This window comes from Pedobacter sp. 01N310, from assembly GCF_056399805.1.
This window is the reverse complement of sequence record NZ_JBFTSB010000003.1, coordinates 387974-406539: the sequence shown is the minus strand read 5'-3', so window position 1 is coordinate 406539 and position 18566 is coordinate 387974. Positions and strand designations below refer to the sequence as shown.

Sequence of the window (18566 nt, the reverse complement as noted above, 5' to 3'; positions counted from 1 at the left end):
ATGCTTTTTTATAATAGCTATGGTATTTTAATATTATAGGCTTTAATTTTTCATTTTAGCTAGTCCATCATGATTAAGTAGCGTAATCTTTGTTCCGTTTCTATCAATGAGCAGCTCATCCTTGAAATCTGATAAGGTGCGGCTCACCGTTTCCGTTGCCATGCAGGCCATAGCGGCAAGGTCTTCCCTGGTAATATTGATTAAATTATCATTTACCTTTGCCTGTTCATATAGTCGGAGCAATGTACCGGCCATTTTTTTTCTCACTGAATGATAGGCCAGTTCCAACAGCTGTTCTTCTTTTGCTCTATTATCTCTGGAAAGCAAATGGATAAATTTTCTTGCTACCTCCGGATATAAATTAAGTATGGTTTCCATTTGATCTATTGGAATTAGGCACACGCTACTATCCTCAAGGGCTGTGGCAGTATCTGCATAACAACTATTACTTAATGCCGCATTAATTCCAAGATAGTCACCCTGAACATAAATCCCAGTCATCAGCTCCCTGCCATCCTTAGTCAGTTTTATGGTTTTAATTCTACCATGCGTAACTAGATAGAGCCCTTTTCCATGATCATCCTCATAATAAATTACCTGGTTCTTTTTGAAATCCCTGCTTTTTTTTTCTTCAATAATTTTATTGAATTTAGCAAGACCGTCTGTTTTCTCAACCAATACTTTGAATGCTTCAGTTCTGTTTTGGTGGGAAAGATCGTTTGCAGCTTTCTTTCTTAAACGAATATCAATGGCATTTAGCAATTCCATATCATCAAAGGGCTTAACCAAATAATCATCTGCGCCCAGTTCCATTCCTTTCCTAAGATCTGCATGTTCAGCCTTTGCAGTCAGAAAAATAAATGGAATTCCTGATGTCTGCTCATGCCTGTTGAGCATATATAATACACCATACCCATCAAGTTCGGGCATCATGATATCACAAAGTATGATATCAGGAACATGGCTGATGGCGAGTTCAACGCCACGCTTACCATTCTCAGCCTGATATACCGTGTAACGGGCCATTTCTAGAATTTCAACCAGGTTTGTACGTATCTCACCATGATCTTCAATAATCAATACTTTTTTGCCCATGGTTATTTTTTTGTGGGAAGGTCAATGTAAATAAGGTTCCTCTGTTAACTCTGCTTTTAAAACTGACATACCCATCCATCAAACCTGTATATCTGGAAAGTATACTCAACCCAAGCCCAGTACCTGATATATTACCCGTATTGTGGGCACGAAAAAAAGCATCGAAAAGATGTTTGTGATCACTTTCAGGAATACCAATCCCATCATCACAGATTCTGATGGTACAATTATGTTCATTAATCTTGGTATAAAACTGAATCTGACTATCGGCCCCTGAATATTTAATGGCGTTGTCTATTAATATGATGATACAATTTTTTAATAGATTTTGATCGAGTGTTATCTTTTGGCTAGTACCTCTGTGTTTAAAGATAATCTTTTGCTTTCCCTGTAAAACAATCTGCATTTCGCCGGTAATTTCTTCTGCCATCTCTGATAAGTTAAAGCGACTCAGTGATGGCTTAACCATCCCGCTCTCTAATTTTTCCAGTGATAAAAAGTCGTTAAGAATAGCTGTAATATTAAGTACAGCATCTTTGATTTTGCCCACATGCTTTCTGATGTTCTTTTGATCAAGTGTTTCTGTATAACGTTCGATTAAGGAAGCGGATAGCTGAACGAGGCTCAGCGGTGTCCTGAACTCATGAGAAGCGATGGAAACAAATCTGCTCTTCAACTGCCCAAGTTCTTTTTCTTTATTAAGTGACAGGTTCAGATCAATTTGAGTTTTTTGGAGTTGATTCACACTCATTCTCAATGAATGCGTTCGCTCTTCCACCTGTATTTCAAGTTGTGCTGCATAGTCCTGTAATTTTCCTTCTGCCTCTTTTTCCCTGGTCAGATCATGAATGAAACCAGCATAAATTATCCTGCCTGAATTACGCCCAGACGAAATGGAAAGTAACTTCCGTTTTTCTTCATGCCTATTAGCTCTCGGCCAATCCCAATGATACTCGCTTCGCCTGTTTTTTTATAATTAAAAAGATAACGGTCATGGTAAGATCTGTCTGGCTGAGGCATCAGCATGGATATATTTCGGCCGATTACTTCTTCAGGATCATAATCGAAAAGACGGCATGCAGATGGATTAATCGACTCTACCACACCGCTGTCATCAATAGTGATCAGTCCGTCTATTGCATGGTCAATAATTGCCTTTAGCAATACGGCATTTTCCATAATTTATTGATTAACAGCTAAATGTTTTGGCTGCATTAATAGAACCATCGCCAGCGGGGATTGTTTGGATTTTATTCTTTTAAAGAATATCAGCACGCTTAAGATAGTCATTCAAAAATGGAAGAATGCTTAACCGCTCGTGATGAGCATCATCAATTCAGGTAGGGAATATCATTTCTAACTACAATTGGGGCGGTACTTTTGCTATATGTAGCGTCATCTGTCAATTCTGGCATTGACTGTTATAAAAAGAAGATGAACAATAACTTAGCTGCCAATAATACACCTGTTCCAGTTTTAAGCGTTGATGAGCTACTTAATGCTTTTGAAACAGATGGGCAGCAGGGTATCAGTATTAATGAGGCTTCGTTACGTTCAGTCCAATTTGGGCTCAACATTAACGTCAGCCAAAAGGTCAAAAGTATCTGGCAGATGTTTTTTGAGCAATTCAAAAGTCCTATCGTTTACCTGCTGTTTGTTGCTGCATTTGCATCGCTATATTTTAAAAACTCGTTGGAAGCCATCGCCATATTTATCGTTATTTTGGTTAACGCCCTGATAGGTTTTTTTATGGAACTACAGGCAAGGAGTTCCATGCGGGCGCTGAAAGAAATGGACCTAAGTGTCTCTAAAGTCGTTAGGGGCGGAAAAACCATGGATGTGCTTTCCGAACAGTTGACCCCTGGAGATTTGCTGCTGCTTGATTCCGGAGACATGGTGTCTGGAGATGGCCGGGTTATCGAATCAAACGGACTTCAGGTAGATGAGTCTGCATTGACTGGGGAATCATTTCCCATCCTTAAAACAAGCGATAGCCAGGGGGCAGATACTGATGCGTCTGCATCAATAAACATGGTATACAAAGGTACGGCGGTGATGAATGGAAATGGCAAAGCCATTATTACAGGCATTGCAGCAAACACCGAACTGGGTAAGATCAGCGAGATGGTTGGTCGTTCAGCTGCCACCAAATCACCTTTGGATATCAAAATCGGAAATCTGACCAAAAAGTTAATTTACATCACCCTTTTCATGACGGCTTTCTTTGCACTCACCGCTTTTATTGAAGGGAAACCCTGGCTCGAGATTCTGGAAACGTCAATAGCACTTGCTGTGGCTGCCTTTCCTGAAGGCCTTCCTATTGTGGCAACGGTTGCGCTCGCTTTTGGCATGCTGCGCATGGCAAAAAGAGATGCAATCGTCAAAAGACTTTCCTCGGTCGAAACGCTCGGGGGAGTGAATGTCATCCTTACAGATAAAACCGGAACCCTAACAGAAAATAAGATTTTTGTAAAAGTCCTGTCTTTTCCTGACGAAGAAGTACATGTTTCTATGGAAAAGGGACATCTGGTGTATGATGATAAGGGTATAAACAGAAGCCAGGAAAATTTTGAGCTATTGGTTAAAATCGGCACGCTTTGTAACAACGCCCCTGTTGATCAAACTGAGACGTCTAAGGTATCTGGTGATCCTATTGAAATTGCCTTATTGCTATTGAACAAAGCCGCCGCGTTTTCCAGGGAGGGCTCTGCAGCACATTACCAGAGAAAATCGGAGATTCCCTTCAGTGCTGAAACTAAACTGATGGCAACTGCCGATCAAAATGGAAATGGTTATTTCATTTCAGTGAAAGGGGCAGTTGAAGGTTTGATCTTAAAGTGCACAAAGATCCAGTCCGGAAATAGTTTAAATGAAATCACTTCCAGTGATCGGGAAAAAATACTCGCCAATGCAGAAAACCTTTCAGCAAGTGGGTTAAGGGTATTGGCTTTTGCCTTCAAAAGCCTGAATGAAATGCCTGATGGCGACTTCATAACTGAACTGACCTATGTGGGGATGGTTGGGTTTTTGGATCCTCCGCGGAGTGATATCAAAGGCGCTATCTCAACCTGCCGCTCTGCAGGTATAAAAATCGTTATGATTACCGGAGACCATCCGTTAACAGCTTTAAGTATTGCAAAACAGGTTGGCATCACAGAAATAGCGGATGATCAGGTCATATTGGGGAATGCTCTTCCACAGGAAGACTTATTGGATCAGGAGTGGAGGGATAGGATTCTTTCCACTACTGTCTTTGCCAGAACTTCTCCTAAACAGAAACTCGAAATTGTGGATACCTATCAGAAGGCTGGCTTTTTGGTGGCGATGACCGGAGACGGTGTAAATGATGCGCCAGCAATAAAAAAGGCAGATGTAGGGATTGCCATGGGACTAAGGGGCACTCAAGTGGCAAAAGAAACTGCAAATATTGTGCTTAAGGACGACTCCTTTGTATCGATTACCCGGGCCGTTGCCAATGGAAGAGAGATCTTTCAGAATATCCAGCGCTTTGTTATCTATCTGATATCCTGTAACCTGAGTGAAATTATTATTGTAACCCTACTGGGCTTTTTGGGAACTGGTGCCATCCTCTTTCCCTTACAGATTCTGTTTTTGAATATGGTTACTGATGTCTTTCCTGCGCTTGCTCTTGGCCTGGGAAGGGGAGATAAATCCATTATGTTGAAGGCCCCAAGAGATCCTGGCCTTGAGATTATATCTAACCGTAACTGGCTGGTGATTTTGGTTTATGCCGTGCTCATGACGCTTTCGGTTATGCTTGCGATTTTTATATGTATGAGATATGTAAGTGAAAAAGTAGAGGTCATCAATAATGTAGCATTTATTACGCTGGCCGCTGCCCAATTATTTCATGTATTCAATATGTCTTCTTTGCGCTCGGGAATGACGAAAAATGAGGTGACCAAAAATAAATTCGTATGGATGGCAATCATATTCTGCTTTTCTCTTATCACTTTGGTGTATGTTTTTCCCCAAAGCCGGCAGGTTCTTCATCTCAATATAATACCATTACAGGCATGGCTCGCCGCAATTTTTGCAGGTACACTGCCGCTGATACTGGTTCAATTTTACAAGTTGATTTTCGGTAAAAAGCATCAAAAATAATCCGTACAGTACAATTAGTGCCTACAAATAAACCACGAACGGGCTATATAAATTACCTGCTAAATAACATGCTTACCAGTCTTGATCTTCTATTTTAGGATCAACATCTCTATTAAACATGACCACTATCATTTCCCGGCCCGGAATAGTTGAGGATATTTGATTAAACATACCAGATTAGAATGATATCGCGACTTGATATGTTTTTTTTATTAGTCTTAATTTTTATTGCCAGATCTATATACACTTAGATAAAAACCTATCGAATCATTATCCCTGAAGCTTAAAACAATACATGTTTAAAGCTTAAATCCAAAATACCATGCAAGAAATTTCAGAAGCAGTAATCGATAAAATACATCAATATTGGCAAGCGGTAAATTACCTATCTGCTGGTCAGATTTATTTACAGGCCAATCCGCTAATGCGCAACCCGCTTACACCAGACGACATTAAACCCAGATTGCTTGGTCATTGGGGCACTTCTCCCGGTTTAAACCTTATTTATGTCCACCTGAACAGATTGATAAAAGATACAGATGCGGATATGCTGTATGTGTGCGGGCCTGGCCATGGGGCACCCGCAGTAGTAGCCCATACTTATCTGGAGGGTACGTATACCGAATTTTTTCCTGAGGTAACGATGGATGAGGAAGGTATGCTTAAACTTTTCAGACAGTTTTCTACTCCTGGAGGAATTCCCAGTCATGTAAGTGCCCACACACCAGGATCAATCAATGAGGGCGGTGAATTGGGCTATTCCCTGATGCATGCTTTCGGCGCTGTGTTTGATAATCCAAACCTGATTGCCGCCTGCGTAATTGGTGACGGAGAGGCAGAAACAGGTCCTCTGGCAGCAAGCTGGAATTCAGTTGCTTTTTTAAATCCTGCAAGAGATGGCGCGGTGTTGCCAATACTTCACCTAAACGGATACAAAATAGCAAGTCCTACCATATTTTCCCGCATGGATGATACCGCTTTAAGTGAACTATTCAAAGGATATGGATATGAGGTGTTTTTCGTTGAAGGAGAATACCCGCACAATGTTCACCGTCAGCTGTCTTCTACATTGGATATCGTTTATGATAAGATCAGAAAAATCCAGTATAATGCCAGGGCTGAAGGTATAATCCATCAAAGAAAATGGCCTATGATTATTTTAAGAACGCCCAAGGGATGGACCGGGCCTAAATCCTGGAATAATCTGCCTATCGAGGGATCGTTCCGCGCTCATCAGGTTCCGTTGGCCGGAGTTAAGGAGAACCCTGAGAAATTGCACGCCCTTGAGGTATGGATGCGCAGCTATGAGCCGGAGAAGCTCTTTGATGAGCACGGTACACTAAACGCTGACCTCCGCAGCCTCTCGCCTGTTGGGGATAAAAGAATGAGCGCATTACCTTATGCAAACGGGGGAGTATTGTTAAAGGATCTTATTCTGCCAGACTTCAAACACTACGGGATCAAGGTAGTACATCCAGGAACAATCCAGGCAGAAAGCACCCGGAATCTAGGTAAGTTTTTGCGTGAAATATTTACCATGAATGCAGCTAACAAGAACTTTAGGTTGTTCTGTCCCGATGAAACGAACTCTAATAGATTAGAGGCCGTTTTTCAGGTGACTGATCGATGCTTCATGGAGAAAATTATCGATACTGATGATAAATTATCTCCGGATGGAAGGGTAATGGAAGTATTGAGCGAGCACCTTTGCGAGGGCTGGCTAGAAGGTTATCTGTTAACGGGCAGACATGGCCTGTTCCCTTGTTATGAAGCTTTCGTAACCATTGTCGATTCCATGGTTAGCCAGCATGCAAAATGGTTAAAGACTACTCAGGAAATCCCTTGGCGTAAGCCAATAGCTTCGCTAAACTATCTACTAACTTCTCATGTATGGAGACAGGATAATAATGGTTATAGTCATCAGGGGCCAGGATTTATTGATACGGTGGTCAATAAAAAAAGCAGCGTAATCAGGATTTATTTACCGCCCGATGCCAATACGCTGTTATCTGTAATGGATCATTGCCTGAGAAGTAAAAATTATGTTAATGTTGTGGTTGCTGGGAAACAGCCTGAACTGCAATGGTTAGGGATGGAAGAAGCTGTAGCGCATTGTGAAAAAGGGGCATCTGTTTGGGAATGGGCTGGAAATGATCTTGGTGAACCTGAGGTGATTCTGGCATGCGCCGGAGACGTACCCACCCAGGAAACTATCGCAGCCGCCGAAATTCTTCGCACACACCTACCTGAGCTTCGGGTAAGAGTTGTTAATGTGGTTGATTTAATGGCCCTTTCTCCAAGAGCATACCATGCGCATGGATTAAGTGATGAATATTTTGAAGACCTGTTTACCGATGCTGCCCCGGTGATTTTTGCATTCCATGGTTACGTCCGTATTATTCATGATCTGGTTCATGGACGGCCGGATCCCGCACGGTTTCATGTACGGGGATTTATGGAGGAAGGAACAACCACCACACCATTTGATATGGTGGTATTAAATCAGATGAGCCGGTATCATTTAGCTATGGAAGCGGTTAAACGCGTTCCCCGGTTCCAGCAACAGGCCGATGAGTTCATCCGTTTTTGTGAGGATAAATTGGCCAGCCATAAAGAATATATAGGTGTACATCTTGATGATATGCCAGAAATAAAAAACTGGAGATTTAAGTGCGCAGATAAAATAAACAAAATATTATGATGAGAAGGAGCAAATTTGGCCCATTAATAATGGAAATTATAATGAAAAAAAAGAATAAAAAATTAGCAGAGGAGGTTAGACTGGCGATCACGACCGATTCCCTTATTGGTGTAGAGAAAATAGAGATTTCGGTGGAAGATGGTTTGGTGACGCTTAAGGGATCTGTGGACAGTTACGCCAAAAAACTTGCTGCAGAACATGCCGCAAAATCTGTGAAAGGGGTAAAAAATGTTATTCAGAAAATAGAAGTCAGGTTTTCATTTAAAAGCAACCTAATTGTTTACATGGGGGCAAACCTGGTCTTGGATAGTAAGCATGCTTATAAAAATGACAATGACCAACCTATGCAGCTCATAGGCCCCCTGCATCCGGATTTGCACTTTGAAAGGAGTACTAATGAAATCTGGTGAAAATGGAAATGATGAGAAGGAAAATGGAATCGGCTTGTCCCGTCGATATTTACTTTTTAGATTGGGTATATTGAACTGGATCTCCAGCCGGTATTTATTTGTAGCGCTTTCAAAAAACATGATGCGCTGGCCATATCTGCCTTTGGGAAGGTTTATCAAAAAAATCTTTAAAAAATGGGGAACAATTTAGTGCGAACAGGTTCATTGGTTTGGTTTTTGTAGAATGCTTTTAAGGAATTTATGATTTGATCCTGAATATATAAACAGGTTCTTTTTAATAATTTCTTAATTCTCCAATAAAATAATCCACGAACAAAACGTTTTCTATGACCAGAACCGAGCGCTTTGGGTACAGCCCTGACGCAGAATATCAAACCAGTGTAGCCTATTTTTCAATGGAGTTTGCCATTGATCAATCCCTTAAAATTTATAGCGGAGGCCTGGGTTTTCTCTCCGGATCCCATCTTCGGAGCGCATTCGAATTGAAACAAAATTTGTTGGGCATAGGCATGCTTTGGAAATACGGTTATTATGACCAGGTAAGGGATAAGGATAACAATATGGTTCCAGCCTTCATTCAAAAAGATTATTCGTTTCTGGAAGATACAGGAATTGTTCTTTCTGTTCCGGTACATAGTGCTATCGTTAAAGTCAAAGCATTTTTATTGCGGCCTGCCACATTTGGCACCGCACCTTTATTTTTGCTGAGTACCGATCTTCCTGAAAATGATGAAATAAGTAGAAGCATTACTCACCGGCTATATGACCCAAACGAGGTCACCCGGATTGCGCAGTCAATCATTCTGGGGATTGGTGGGGGAATGCTGTTGGATCAGCTCAACCTGCAGCCAGATTATTATCATATGAACGAAGGGCATGCGGTGCCACTTAATTTTTATCTGTATTCAAAATATCAAAATCTCGAAGAGATAAAAAAAAGAATGCGGTTTACAACCCACACCCCTGAGCTTGCGGGTAATGAAGAACATGATTTTTCGCTGTTAAAAGAGATGTCATTCTTTTACCATATGCAGGAACATGAAGTTAAATTTGTGCTGGGACTGGAGGGGGAGAAGTTTAATTACACGCTGGCAGCATTGAAGTTTTCTGGCAAAGCAAACGCTGTTTCCAAACTTCATGGTGAAGTTGCCCGCGAAATGTGGGGAGGCTATGATGGCATATGTGAGATTGTTTCCATAACCAATGCACAGAATCAAAAGTACTGGCAGGATAAGGCTATCGCTCAGCGCGTAAATGAGAATAATCAACAGGCGTTTTTAGCCCGGAAAAAGGAATTAAAATCACTCTTGTTTCGGGAAGTTGCCGATCAGACTGGAAAGCTATTTGATGAAAATGTGCTCACCCTGGTATGGGCCAGGCGTTTTGCCGGATATAAACGAGCAGATCTGCTGATGTACGACTGGACGCGTTTCGAGATGTTATTAAAGCATTCAAAATATCCTATACAGATCATTTGGGCAGGAAAACCCTATCCAGAAGATACAGGCGCAAACCAAATCTTCAATCAGATCATTGATAAAACAAAAGCGTTCCCTAATTGTGCCGTTTTGGTTGGTTATGAACTCGGTTTATCCTCACTTCTAAAAAAAGGAGCTGATGTGTGGCTTAATAATCCAAAAATGTACCGGGAAGCTTCAGGAACCAGCGGCATGACAGCGGTTATGAATGGCGCTATCAATCTTTCTATTCCAGATGGATGGATTCCTGAGTTTGCACTAAATGGAGAGAACTGTTTTCTTATTGAGCCTGCAGAAAGTTTGCTATCCGAGGAGGAAAGAGATAAAAAAGAGAATACCAACTTAATGGATGCGCTGGAAAAAACAGTTTTGCCTACTTACTATGATGATCCATCAAAGTGGTTTAATATGGTTCAAAGTGGTATAAAAGGCGTCATCCCTGAATTCGAGTCAGCGAGAATGGCAGAAGCCTATTATAAGCAGATGTACCGTCAGGCCGATTAAAAAACTACTTTATTTTTGATTTTTTCTGTGGTAAACCCTTGCCTCATGACCACCCGCAATCATTAAGGTGACTACCATCATTTCATTTGCTTTAAGCTATGCCGACCTTTGCTGTTAGCATATAGCTTAAAGCAAATAACAAATGAAATCCATTATCATCATCAACGATCATAGTTCAGAATCTGAGCATGCTGCCATATTTGCACTCGTTCTGGCGCAACGTCTTGGGGTAAATATTATCCTGGCTAATTTGCCGGTTCTAAATCTAACCACGGATGAATATGGATGGACAGAAATGTTACCAGAGGTGCCGAATTCTGTAGCAATCGATTCCAAGCTGATGAAAAATCTTTTTGAAAGAAAAATGCGCTATCCGGGATTTAAACCCTTAATTCAGGAACTGAGTTTTTCTTTCGAAATGGGGGATCTATATAGGCTGGCCAACGAAAACGAAATCTTAATGGTTATAAAGGGTTTAGATGAATTTCTGCCTCAGGCTTTGCTGAATGTTAATCTTGCCATTAATAATCTACTACATAAAATTCGGGTGCCGCTACTGATCATTCCTTCCTCATGGTCTGAGCATGAACTCAAACGGATGGTGTATTTAACTGACCTGCGTTTCTGTGGCATTGGGACAGTAAAGTTTCTGGCAGACCTTGCCACCTGTTGGGATGCTAATCTGGTTATTGCACACGCTTCAGCCAGTGGCCTTCCGCTGATGGAGACCGATCAGGCAGAAGAGGTGTTTAATGATGAAATCAGCCTGAATATAGGCTACAAGAAACTCTTCCTAAACATGCTAAATCAAGGCGGATCTATGGATATACTGGAGGTTGTGGTAAGTGAAATGAAGGCCGACCTCTTAGTTCTGGTTGACCAGCATTTTCATTTTAATTCCCTTACCCAGCAATATTTCAAAGATAAGTGCACGCTGTATAATCCCGTTCCCATGTTGATATTCCCTTCATAATTTCACCCTAATAAAACATAAATGAACAGCATAAATAGTACCTCCCTGGCCTATATCCAATATCATGCTATCGCAAAGCACTGGGCATCAGACATCGATTTTTTTAAAATTGAAATGGTTTTTCTTCACCATTTGCTCGATGATCATTTTATACTGCTCTCCGGCCCAGCGTATATTGATGACCTAAAAGCCGTTGGTAAAAAATTCTTAAAGCTTGAACAAGATAAATATAGTGCTGATACGGATCTGATTGATTATATAAAAGTACTAGAGGGGCAAACAGAAAATCTTGTTGACAGCCATGGAGAATTGCTTGGGATAAAGCAAAAGCAGATGGAACACACCATGCTCCACCTGAATTCAAATTATAGAAAACTTAAACAGGAACTTTTTTCTCTGGTCATTTTATTAATACAGGATGGAAAGCGGCAAGGTTTGCCCAGGGCTTAAGTCCATTTTAGGTCGGCCAAAATGCTCATCTAAATATTATACAGACGGGAAATTAACCTTGATTTCATCCACATTAAACTCGTTTACTCAGTATAAAGGTGAAACAAAGCAGAGTAGTTCTGTCCGAGCAGGATCGAACTGTTAATTGCATTGTTTTAGCGAATAAGGCGTTTCTGCTCATATTTGAGATGTTCAATAGAAAATGCGCTAAAAACAAAAAGCCTTGAATTTGAGCTTCTTTCATTGAAAGAGTTCGAACTTCAAGGCTTTTTACTGTTTCAGTAGCCGTTACTGGACAAGTTTCGAATTTTTTCTTGACTGATTTGCAGGAATTAGCGAAAGTTGCAAATTATTTTAAAACTTAAATGATCGTTACTGGACAATTTTCGAACTGAAATTATTAATCAATGATTGATACCCAGAAAATGAATCTTTCTGATACAAACCCTGCTGAATCCAAACTCGTTAAAGGTTACAGTGCCGCAATTTATCTCTGAAAATGGGAATGGTTTTCCCGAACTTAAATAGGAATTGGAATGGTCTTGTTGTTTTTATGACTTGTCATTTAAGTTTTATCCGCACAGTTTATCTGGTTATGAATATTTTGAACCCAAGGGTCTGTTAATAACTTATCAAGGTTTGCTAAAGGTATAATAGTTAAACTTTAGTATTTTTAACCAACTTTCAAACTAGGGGGATTATGAAGACATTTGCAAAATTCAAGGGACAACTATTAGCATGTGTGCCAAAAAAATGGGCAGACTTTTATAGCAACGCACCAAAGAAATTTGGCCATGAGTATATCACAGCTGCCAATTATACACGCGAAGAGTTTTTGGAGCTTGCAGAGATCACCAGGTTCCTCAACTTCAGTAATTACGAAAACGACATTTCCTATTCGGTACACAATGATTGTGAATATGTCCATAAGGATTGCGAAAGCTGGTTTCTTAATGAAAAGGAAATGGCACTTTACGAGTCAATGCCAGTAAAATTCACCCAGGATGATTTGCGGGCTAAGCGCCTTTTGATAAACATGCCCATTAGCTCCCAGGACAGGATGACTGTCGGAACGCTATTTAGACATGTCAATATTCCGGGAGCCATTTCTTTGATCTAGAAAAAGGATTGATAAAGCCTGTTTTAAAAGCTAGGAATGAGTAGGGTGTTTGAGAAAATTCCTCCCCACGTACTGGAATCAATCTGCAGGTCGTTGGGAGATATCAGTCACGGTTTGTCCGGAACGGATATCAATCGGTATCTTCAGGAATGCAAGATAGAAAATCCCACTCCCGATATTACCAAGTGGAAACGTCTTGTAAATGCTTTCGAACAAAAGCAATTTTACGCCAAAAATTCCAATGATATCCTAAGGTTTATACAAATTGCCTTACACCCCTCCAGGTTCCTCAAATTCGGTACCGATTTTTTTTTCGGGATAGTCACCTCTATAAATGAATCACTTTCTTTCCTTGGAATAGAATACACCATTGAAGGCCGCTTCAAGGGGAAAACTGTCGCGAAAACCATCGATCAGGCTCAGAAGCGTGCGGAAAGCCTGCTCGATAAACTGGAAGTCAGGGGGCTTCACCAGGCCATTTACAGATACTGTAAGGCTGAGCTTTTAGTGGATAATTATTTTCATGCGGTATTTGAAACAACAAAAGGTGTGGCGGACCGCATCCGAGACCTGGCTAATCTGACCAATGATGGCGGTAAGCTGGTTGCCGAGGTATTTTCATCCGCCTCTCCAATATTGATCATCAATAATTTCACAACTGAAACCGATGTGAGCGAGCACAAAGGCTTTGCAAACCTTCTTATCGGTTTCTTTGGGATGTTTAGGAATACGACTGCCCACGTTCCTAAAACAGATTGGGCAATGTCTGAACAGGACGCTATAGAAATAATGACTATTGCATCCCTTTGCCATCGTAAACTGGATAAATCACATAAAATCAGATAATGACCAAAGATCAGTTACGGGTTGAATATCAACGTTTGTCAAGGCTTGAGACAAAAGAAGATGTAGATGAAATGATCGATATTTTTCTGGAATATTTCTTTAAGACAATATTGGCATTTAAAGCCGAGGCCGAAACCCCAAGAGAATTGAAAGACGCAATATTGGTCAATCAGATGCTGTTTACCAAGCTCTTACACTTAAAGCAGATCATCAAGGGAGTTGAGTTTACCTCTAAAACAGGTGCTAAATTGAATAAAATAATAGATCCACTTGTGGTAGGTTCTTTAGTTAGAACAATTTTTGAAACCGTAGGAATGTTCAATCTTATCTATCTACAGACCAAACCAGGTGACGAGCTGCTAATCCTTTACAACTTATGGGTAAGTGCTGGATTAAGCTATCGGCAAAAATTTACCACCGCGTTGATTAATGAAGAGATAATTGAAAAAGCTAAAAAAGAAAGGCAGCAGATTGAAGATTTGAAATCGGAAATCGAACAGACAGCGCTTTTTAAAAAACTTTCCCAGCGGGAAAAGGATCATATTTATAATAAGATTACCGGAAAGGAGTATAATATCAGATTCGAAAACGGCCAGCTCAAAGGTGTGGCTGGCTTTCAGGAGTTTATCGAAAGGGCAGGAGTCCGGCCAAAGGTAATGGATAATATGTACACATATTTTTCACTCAGCTCGCACCCCTCCAATGTTTCAGTCTTTCAATTTGGCAATATGTTTCAAGTTGAAGACTCTCATTTTTTTGGGCTGGTGAATTTTAATGTAAAAAGTTCAATGTTTTTGTTGGGGGTTTTTGTTGCCGATTACATTAAGCTTTTCCCATCTATCCTAGATGTTTACAATGGACAGCCTTTGCTCGATCAGATTATGATTAACTTTTTTAACTCTTTTATGCGAGGCGAAGCCTATGATATCAATAGATCATATGAAGCTTTAAATTAATTTAAGATATCCAGCAAGCATGCAAATGTTATTACGATGCTTGAAAAAATAACGACGTAGATTTATAATGGTAGGTAGCTCCGATGAACAATTTATAGTCATACGCCGTGCATCCGATGTAACAAGGGTGTAGCAACAGCGGATAATACAGAAATAATTTACGATATTATAGGACTAAAGATTTGGCGCTTTTGATATTAACGCCAGCTAAAAAATGTATACTTTTGCAAAATGGCAGCAGCAGATCAAATCAAGAGCCTTATTAAATCTTACGCGGAGGACGATGAACATCGTTTCTTTGCTACTGCTATGCAGATTGCGGCTTCCGAGGCGCGGCAGGGACATACCATGGTCGCCCAGGAGCTGAAGCAATTGATCGAAAAGGCAAAAAAAGACAAGTCTGTTGCGTTTTTGGAATCACCGAAAACTGTTTCAATTTCCGCCCCTAAACGGGAACTGAAAGAGCTGATCGAGGTCTTTAATCCGCGGATAGACCTTCGTGCCATGGTACTGGCGCCTACTGTGAAAGAGGCGTTGACCAAGTTGATCCATGAACAAAAAAATTGGGAGCTGCTGAAGAAACACAATCTTTCCCCGAGAAGAAAACTGCTGCTGACCGGACTTCCAGGGACAGGAAAAACGATGACTGCACAAGCCATTGCCGGTGAGCTGGGTTTATCTGTATATATTATCAGATTGGATGGATTGATGTCCAAATACCTCGGTGAGTCCATTGCAAAGCTGAGGATGATCTTTGATGCCATGGAAGATCACAGGGCGGTTTACCTGTTCGATGAGTTTGACTCTATTGGTTCGCACAGGGACAGGGGGCAGGATATTGGGGAGATCAAAAGGGTACTTAACAGTTTTCTGATCAACATTGAAAAAGATCAAAGCAACAGTATCATCGTAGCGGCAACAAACCTTCCGGAAAGTCTTGACAGGGCCTTATTTCGCAGATTTGATGACGTGGTAAGTTATCCGCTGCCCGACCTGCAGCAGGTAAGTGATACAATAAAAAAAGCAACAAAAGGGTTCTCGTTCTCAAAGAAACCGAATTATGCGAAGATAGCCGAACTGGCTGTCGGACTGAATTATTCGGATATTACTAAGGCATGTGAAGAGGCTATTAAGGAAATGATTTTGTCTGGTTCAATGAAACTGGATTCTTTAGAAATACAAAAATCGTTATCTAAAAAAGCACCTCTCAAATATGGCCAGACAGAATCCCCAAAGACACATTAAACTCGAGGGCTTTGCCCAGAGCCTGGACTACGTTTATCCACGAACCCCTTTTGGAAGTGGTCTCGAACTTGCCCAGAGAAACAGAAATTTACACGGAAACCGAATTCTTAACCAACTGGAGGCCATCAGGCAACGGTTTGATATTCCTGCCGATGTCGACTTGCCCGAAGGGATCGTTCGTGATGATGCCATTTATGTAGATTTTATTTCAGAATGGGGATTTCAGCTGGACTATAAAAATATGGATCAGGACCGGGATGATCCGCTTTTTCAGATACTCAACATCAGGGAGGAATTTCGGGAAACCGAGGACGGGCTGGAATACAGGTATTGCATTACCCTGATGATGACCGAAGGCGGCGTGGGAATGTTTATCGATAAGGTACTGGATTATTTGACCAAGAATGGCCGTTACCGCGGGCAGGATACCGGAAGGCCAAGCTATTACTCGCTTTTTACCAATATCGAAAATATCAGGTCTGCTACCTTGAAATCTTTCTGGGCGGATGAGCCTGAGTTTCCCTTTCCAGATGAGGGTGCAGTTGTGTGGTGGGAGGTTTGGTTCCGTAAAACCGGAAATGATCAGTTCAGGATAGCGAGGGTACTGGAAAACCTGGCTTTAGCAGGGGTTTTGGTCGGATCCTCAGAGCTTGCCTTTGCAGAGCACCGGGTAAGACTGGTAAAGGGAACAGCCGAGCAACTTTCAGGTTCATTGATGCTGTTGGACAATCTCTCAGAAATCCGTAAGCCTCAGGAAACAGCTGATTTTATCTGCCATAAGGATGAGGAATATGAAGATAACGCGCAGTGGATGGAGGAACTTATCGGCCGTACCGATGTGGCGCTGGATGAAAATTCGGTATTAATCTGCCTTTTGGATAGTGGCGTCAACAATGTACATCCCTTGATTAGCAGTTTTCTACCCGATGAACGCTTATATTCTTATAAACCCGATGATTGGGGCTCCGGCGATGATTGGCCAAATGGCGGACACGGTACTGGGGTTGCCGGACTTGCACTCTATGGCGATATGGTTGATGCGCTTGCCGAAAGGGGAAGGATCAGGATCACGCACGGACTGGAGTCTTTTAAGATCATTAACCTCGCTGATCCCAATGATCCCGAACTCTATGGTGCCGTTACTGAGTACGCGGCCAGTACGCCTTTTGTCGACCGGCCTGCTAACCCAAGGGTATTCTGTTTAACCATTACGGACAAGGATTTTGCTTTTAAGGGCCGCCCTTCTGCCTGGTCTGCAGCCGTCGATAAGATCGCATTCGGTTCTACCTTAGATCCTACTGCGCCGCAACTGATCATAGTGAGCAGCGGAAACGTTGTTTCTGTGAACCACGAAGACTATCCCGACTTAAACCTGATGGAGTCAGTGCATGATCCTGCACAGGCGTACAACGCGGTTACCGTTGGCAGCTATACCCGAAAAGACCGAATTGATCCTGCAACAGGTTATATGCATCTTGCGCCCAATGGTGGAATGGCGCCAAGTAATTCAACTTCCATATTATGGGAAAGCCAGTGGCCAATTAAACCGGACATTGTGATGGAAGGCGGAAATTGCAGTACCGACGGTGTGGCAGTGTCTGATCACTATAGCCTAAAGTTGTTGACAGCTGATAAAGAGTATCCCAGGTATACCTTTCTACCATTCGGAGATACCAGCGGTGCCGCCGGACTTGCAGCTAAAATGGCCGCTCAGTTAAGGGCCGCATACCCCAGTTTCTGGCCGGAGACCATACGGGCGCTGATGGTTCATTCGGCTGACTGGACAGCAAATATGCTTGGGAACCGTGATTTTAATGAACTGAATGAAACTGATAGGAAACTTTTACTCAGATCTGTCGGATATGGTGTTCCTGTCCTGGATGATGCACTCTACAGTGCAAGCAATAGCCTGACATTAATTGCTGAGCGGGAGATTCAGCCTTATCATTTGGTAAAGTCATCGGGGAAGAGCAAGGAATACCACCTGTTTGATCTTCCCTGGCCGGATGCGGTACTCTCGGGAGAACTTTTTGATCAGGACGTCACCCTAAAGGTTACTTTATCCTATTTTATTGAACCCAACCCAGGCAGTAAGAACAAACGTTACGTAAACAATTTTCATTATCATTCGCATGCTTTGGAATTTGCGGTAATAAAGGAACGTGAAACACTGGATCAGTTTAAGCGGCGGATTTCCAAAGCGGCCGAGCTTGACGAAGACCAGGTGGACAATACAGAGGAACGATGGTCGATCAAGCGTGTCCGTTCAAGAGGGTCAGTGAAAAAAGATTTTGTAACGATGTCGGGAGCTGATATGGCCGTACGCAACAAGATCGCCATTTATCCAAAGCCCGGGTGGTACAGGAGCCGCAAGAAGCTAGGGAAAACGGATTCGATAGTCAGGTATAGTCTGCTGGTCACTCTGGAGACTGCAAATGTGGATGTCGATCTGATGACACCCGTTCTTAACCAGATCGAGTTGGATTTGTTGTTGTAAAGCAGTTGAAGGTGATGCTCAACAGAAGATAATGTCATTGATTTAGGGCCAAGCTTACAGATGAATGGTAGTTTTCATCGGATCAAATGTTGGATTTAACAACGTTCCAGAGTACAAATATGGAATGATTTAGGTTTTTAACCGAAATTCCCCGAATCGTGAGAGC

14 protein-coding genes are annotated in these 18566 nt (G+C 41.7%); 11 read left to right on the top strand and 3 right to left on the bottom strand.

Annotated features, from left to right (window positions below):
• Positions 1 to 42: 42 nt before the first annotated feature.
• The 3 genes from AC1DNH_RS09690 to AC1DNH_RS09680 all read right to left on the bottom strand — a co-directional run bounded on the left by AC1DNH_RS09690 (position 43) and on the right by AC1DNH_RS09680 (position 2274).
• Positions 43 to 1095 (bottom strand): response regulator, encoded by a 1053-nt coding sequence (locus AC1DNH_RS09690; protein WP_477578534.1) that lies wholly within the window; start codon positions 1093 to 1095, stop codon positions 43 to 45.
• Positions 1070 to 1846, bottom strand: a complete 777-nt coding sequence (locus AC1DNH_RS09685) for a sensor histidine kinase (protein WP_477578532.1) — start codon at positions 1844 to 1846, stop codon at positions 1070 to 1072. The genes AC1DNH_RS09690 and AC1DNH_RS09685 overlap by 26 nt, the downstream gene beginning before the upstream one ends.
• 113 nt (positions 1847 to 1959) lie before the next feature.
• A complete protein-coding gene (locus AC1DNH_RS09680; protein WP_477625348.1) occupies positions 1960 to 2274 on the bottom strand; it encodes a PAS domain S-box protein in 315 nt (104 codons plus the stop codon).
• A 255-nt stretch (positions 2275 to 2529) separates the two neighbouring features.
• Between AC1DNH_RS09680 and AC1DNH_RS09675 the strand changes: the two genes are divergently transcribed.
• The 11 genes from AC1DNH_RS09675 to AC1DNH_RS09625 all read left to right on the top strand — a co-directional run bounded on the left by AC1DNH_RS09675 (position 2530) and on the right by AC1DNH_RS09625 (position 18400).
• Positions 2530 to 5220, top strand: a complete 2691-nt coding sequence (locus AC1DNH_RS09675) for a cation-translocating P-type ATPase (protein WP_477578529.1) — start codon at positions 2530 to 2532, stop codon at positions 5218 to 5220.
• Positions 5221 to 5542: 322 nt separating this feature from the next.
• Positions 5543 to 7921 (top strand): phosphoketolase family protein, encoded by a 2379-nt coding sequence (locus AC1DNH_RS09670; RefSeq protein ID WP_477578527.1) that lies wholly within the window; start codon positions 5543 to 5545, stop codon positions 7919 to 7921.
• A 41-nt stretch (positions 7922 to 7962) separates the two neighbouring features.
• Positions 7963 to 8331, top strand: coding sequence for a BON domain-containing protein (locus AC1DNH_RS09665; RefSeq protein WP_477610499.1), 369 nt, complete (start codon positions 7963 to 7965; stop codon positions 8329 to 8331).
• Positions 8332 to 8657: 326 nt separating this feature from the next.
• Positions 8658 to 10313: an alpha-glucan family phosphorylase gene (gene glgP / locus AC1DNH_RS09660; protein ID WP_477625347.1), complete on the top strand. Its 1656-nt coding sequence runs from the start codon at positions 8658 to 8660 to the stop codon at positions 10311 to 10313.
• Between the two features lie 142 nt (positions 10314 to 10455).
• On the top strand, positions 10456 to 11286 hold the full coding sequence (locus tag AC1DNH_RS09655) for a hypothetical protein (protein WP_477625346.1): 831 nt from the start codon (positions 10456 to 10458) through the stop codon (positions 11284 to 11286).
• Positions 11287 to 11307: 21 nt separating this feature from the next.
• On the top strand, positions 11308 to 11736 hold the full coding sequence (locus AC1DNH_RS09650; RefSeq protein WP_477581445.1) for a hypothetical protein: 429 nt from the start codon (positions 11308 to 11310) through the stop codon (positions 11734 to 11736).
• A gap of 700 nt (positions 11737 to 12436) precedes the next feature.
• Positions 12437 to 12856, top strand: a complete 420-nt coding sequence (locus tag AC1DNH_RS09645) for a hypothetical protein (RefSeq protein WP_477581444.1) — start codon at positions 12437 to 12439, stop codon at positions 12854 to 12856.
• A 36-nt stretch (positions 12857 to 12892) separates the two neighbouring features.
• Positions 12893 to 13702, top strand: a complete 810-nt coding sequence (locus AC1DNH_RS09640) for a TIGR02391 family protein (RefSeq protein ID WP_477581442.1) — start codon at positions 12893 to 12895, stop codon at positions 13700 to 13702.
• Entirely contained in the window at positions 13702 to 14658 is a 957-nt protein-coding gene (locus tag AC1DNH_RS09635) for a DUF5677 domain-containing protein (RefSeq protein WP_477581440.1), read from the top strand. Before AC1DNH_RS09640 ends, AC1DNH_RS09635 begins: the two co-directional genes overlap by 1 nt.
• 231 nt (positions 14659 to 14889) lie before the next feature.
• Positions 14890 to 15903, top strand: a complete 1014-nt coding sequence (locus AC1DNH_RS09630) for an AAA family ATPase (protein ID WP_477581439.1) — start codon at positions 14890 to 14892, stop codon at positions 15901 to 15903.
• On the top strand, positions 15872 to 18400 hold the full coding sequence (locus AC1DNH_RS09625; protein WP_477607943.1) for a S8 family peptidase: 2529 nt from the start codon (positions 15872 to 15874) through the stop codon (positions 18398 to 18400). Before AC1DNH_RS09630 ends, AC1DNH_RS09625 begins: the two co-directional genes overlap by 32 nt.
• Positions 18401 to 18566: the final 166 nt, after the last annotated feature.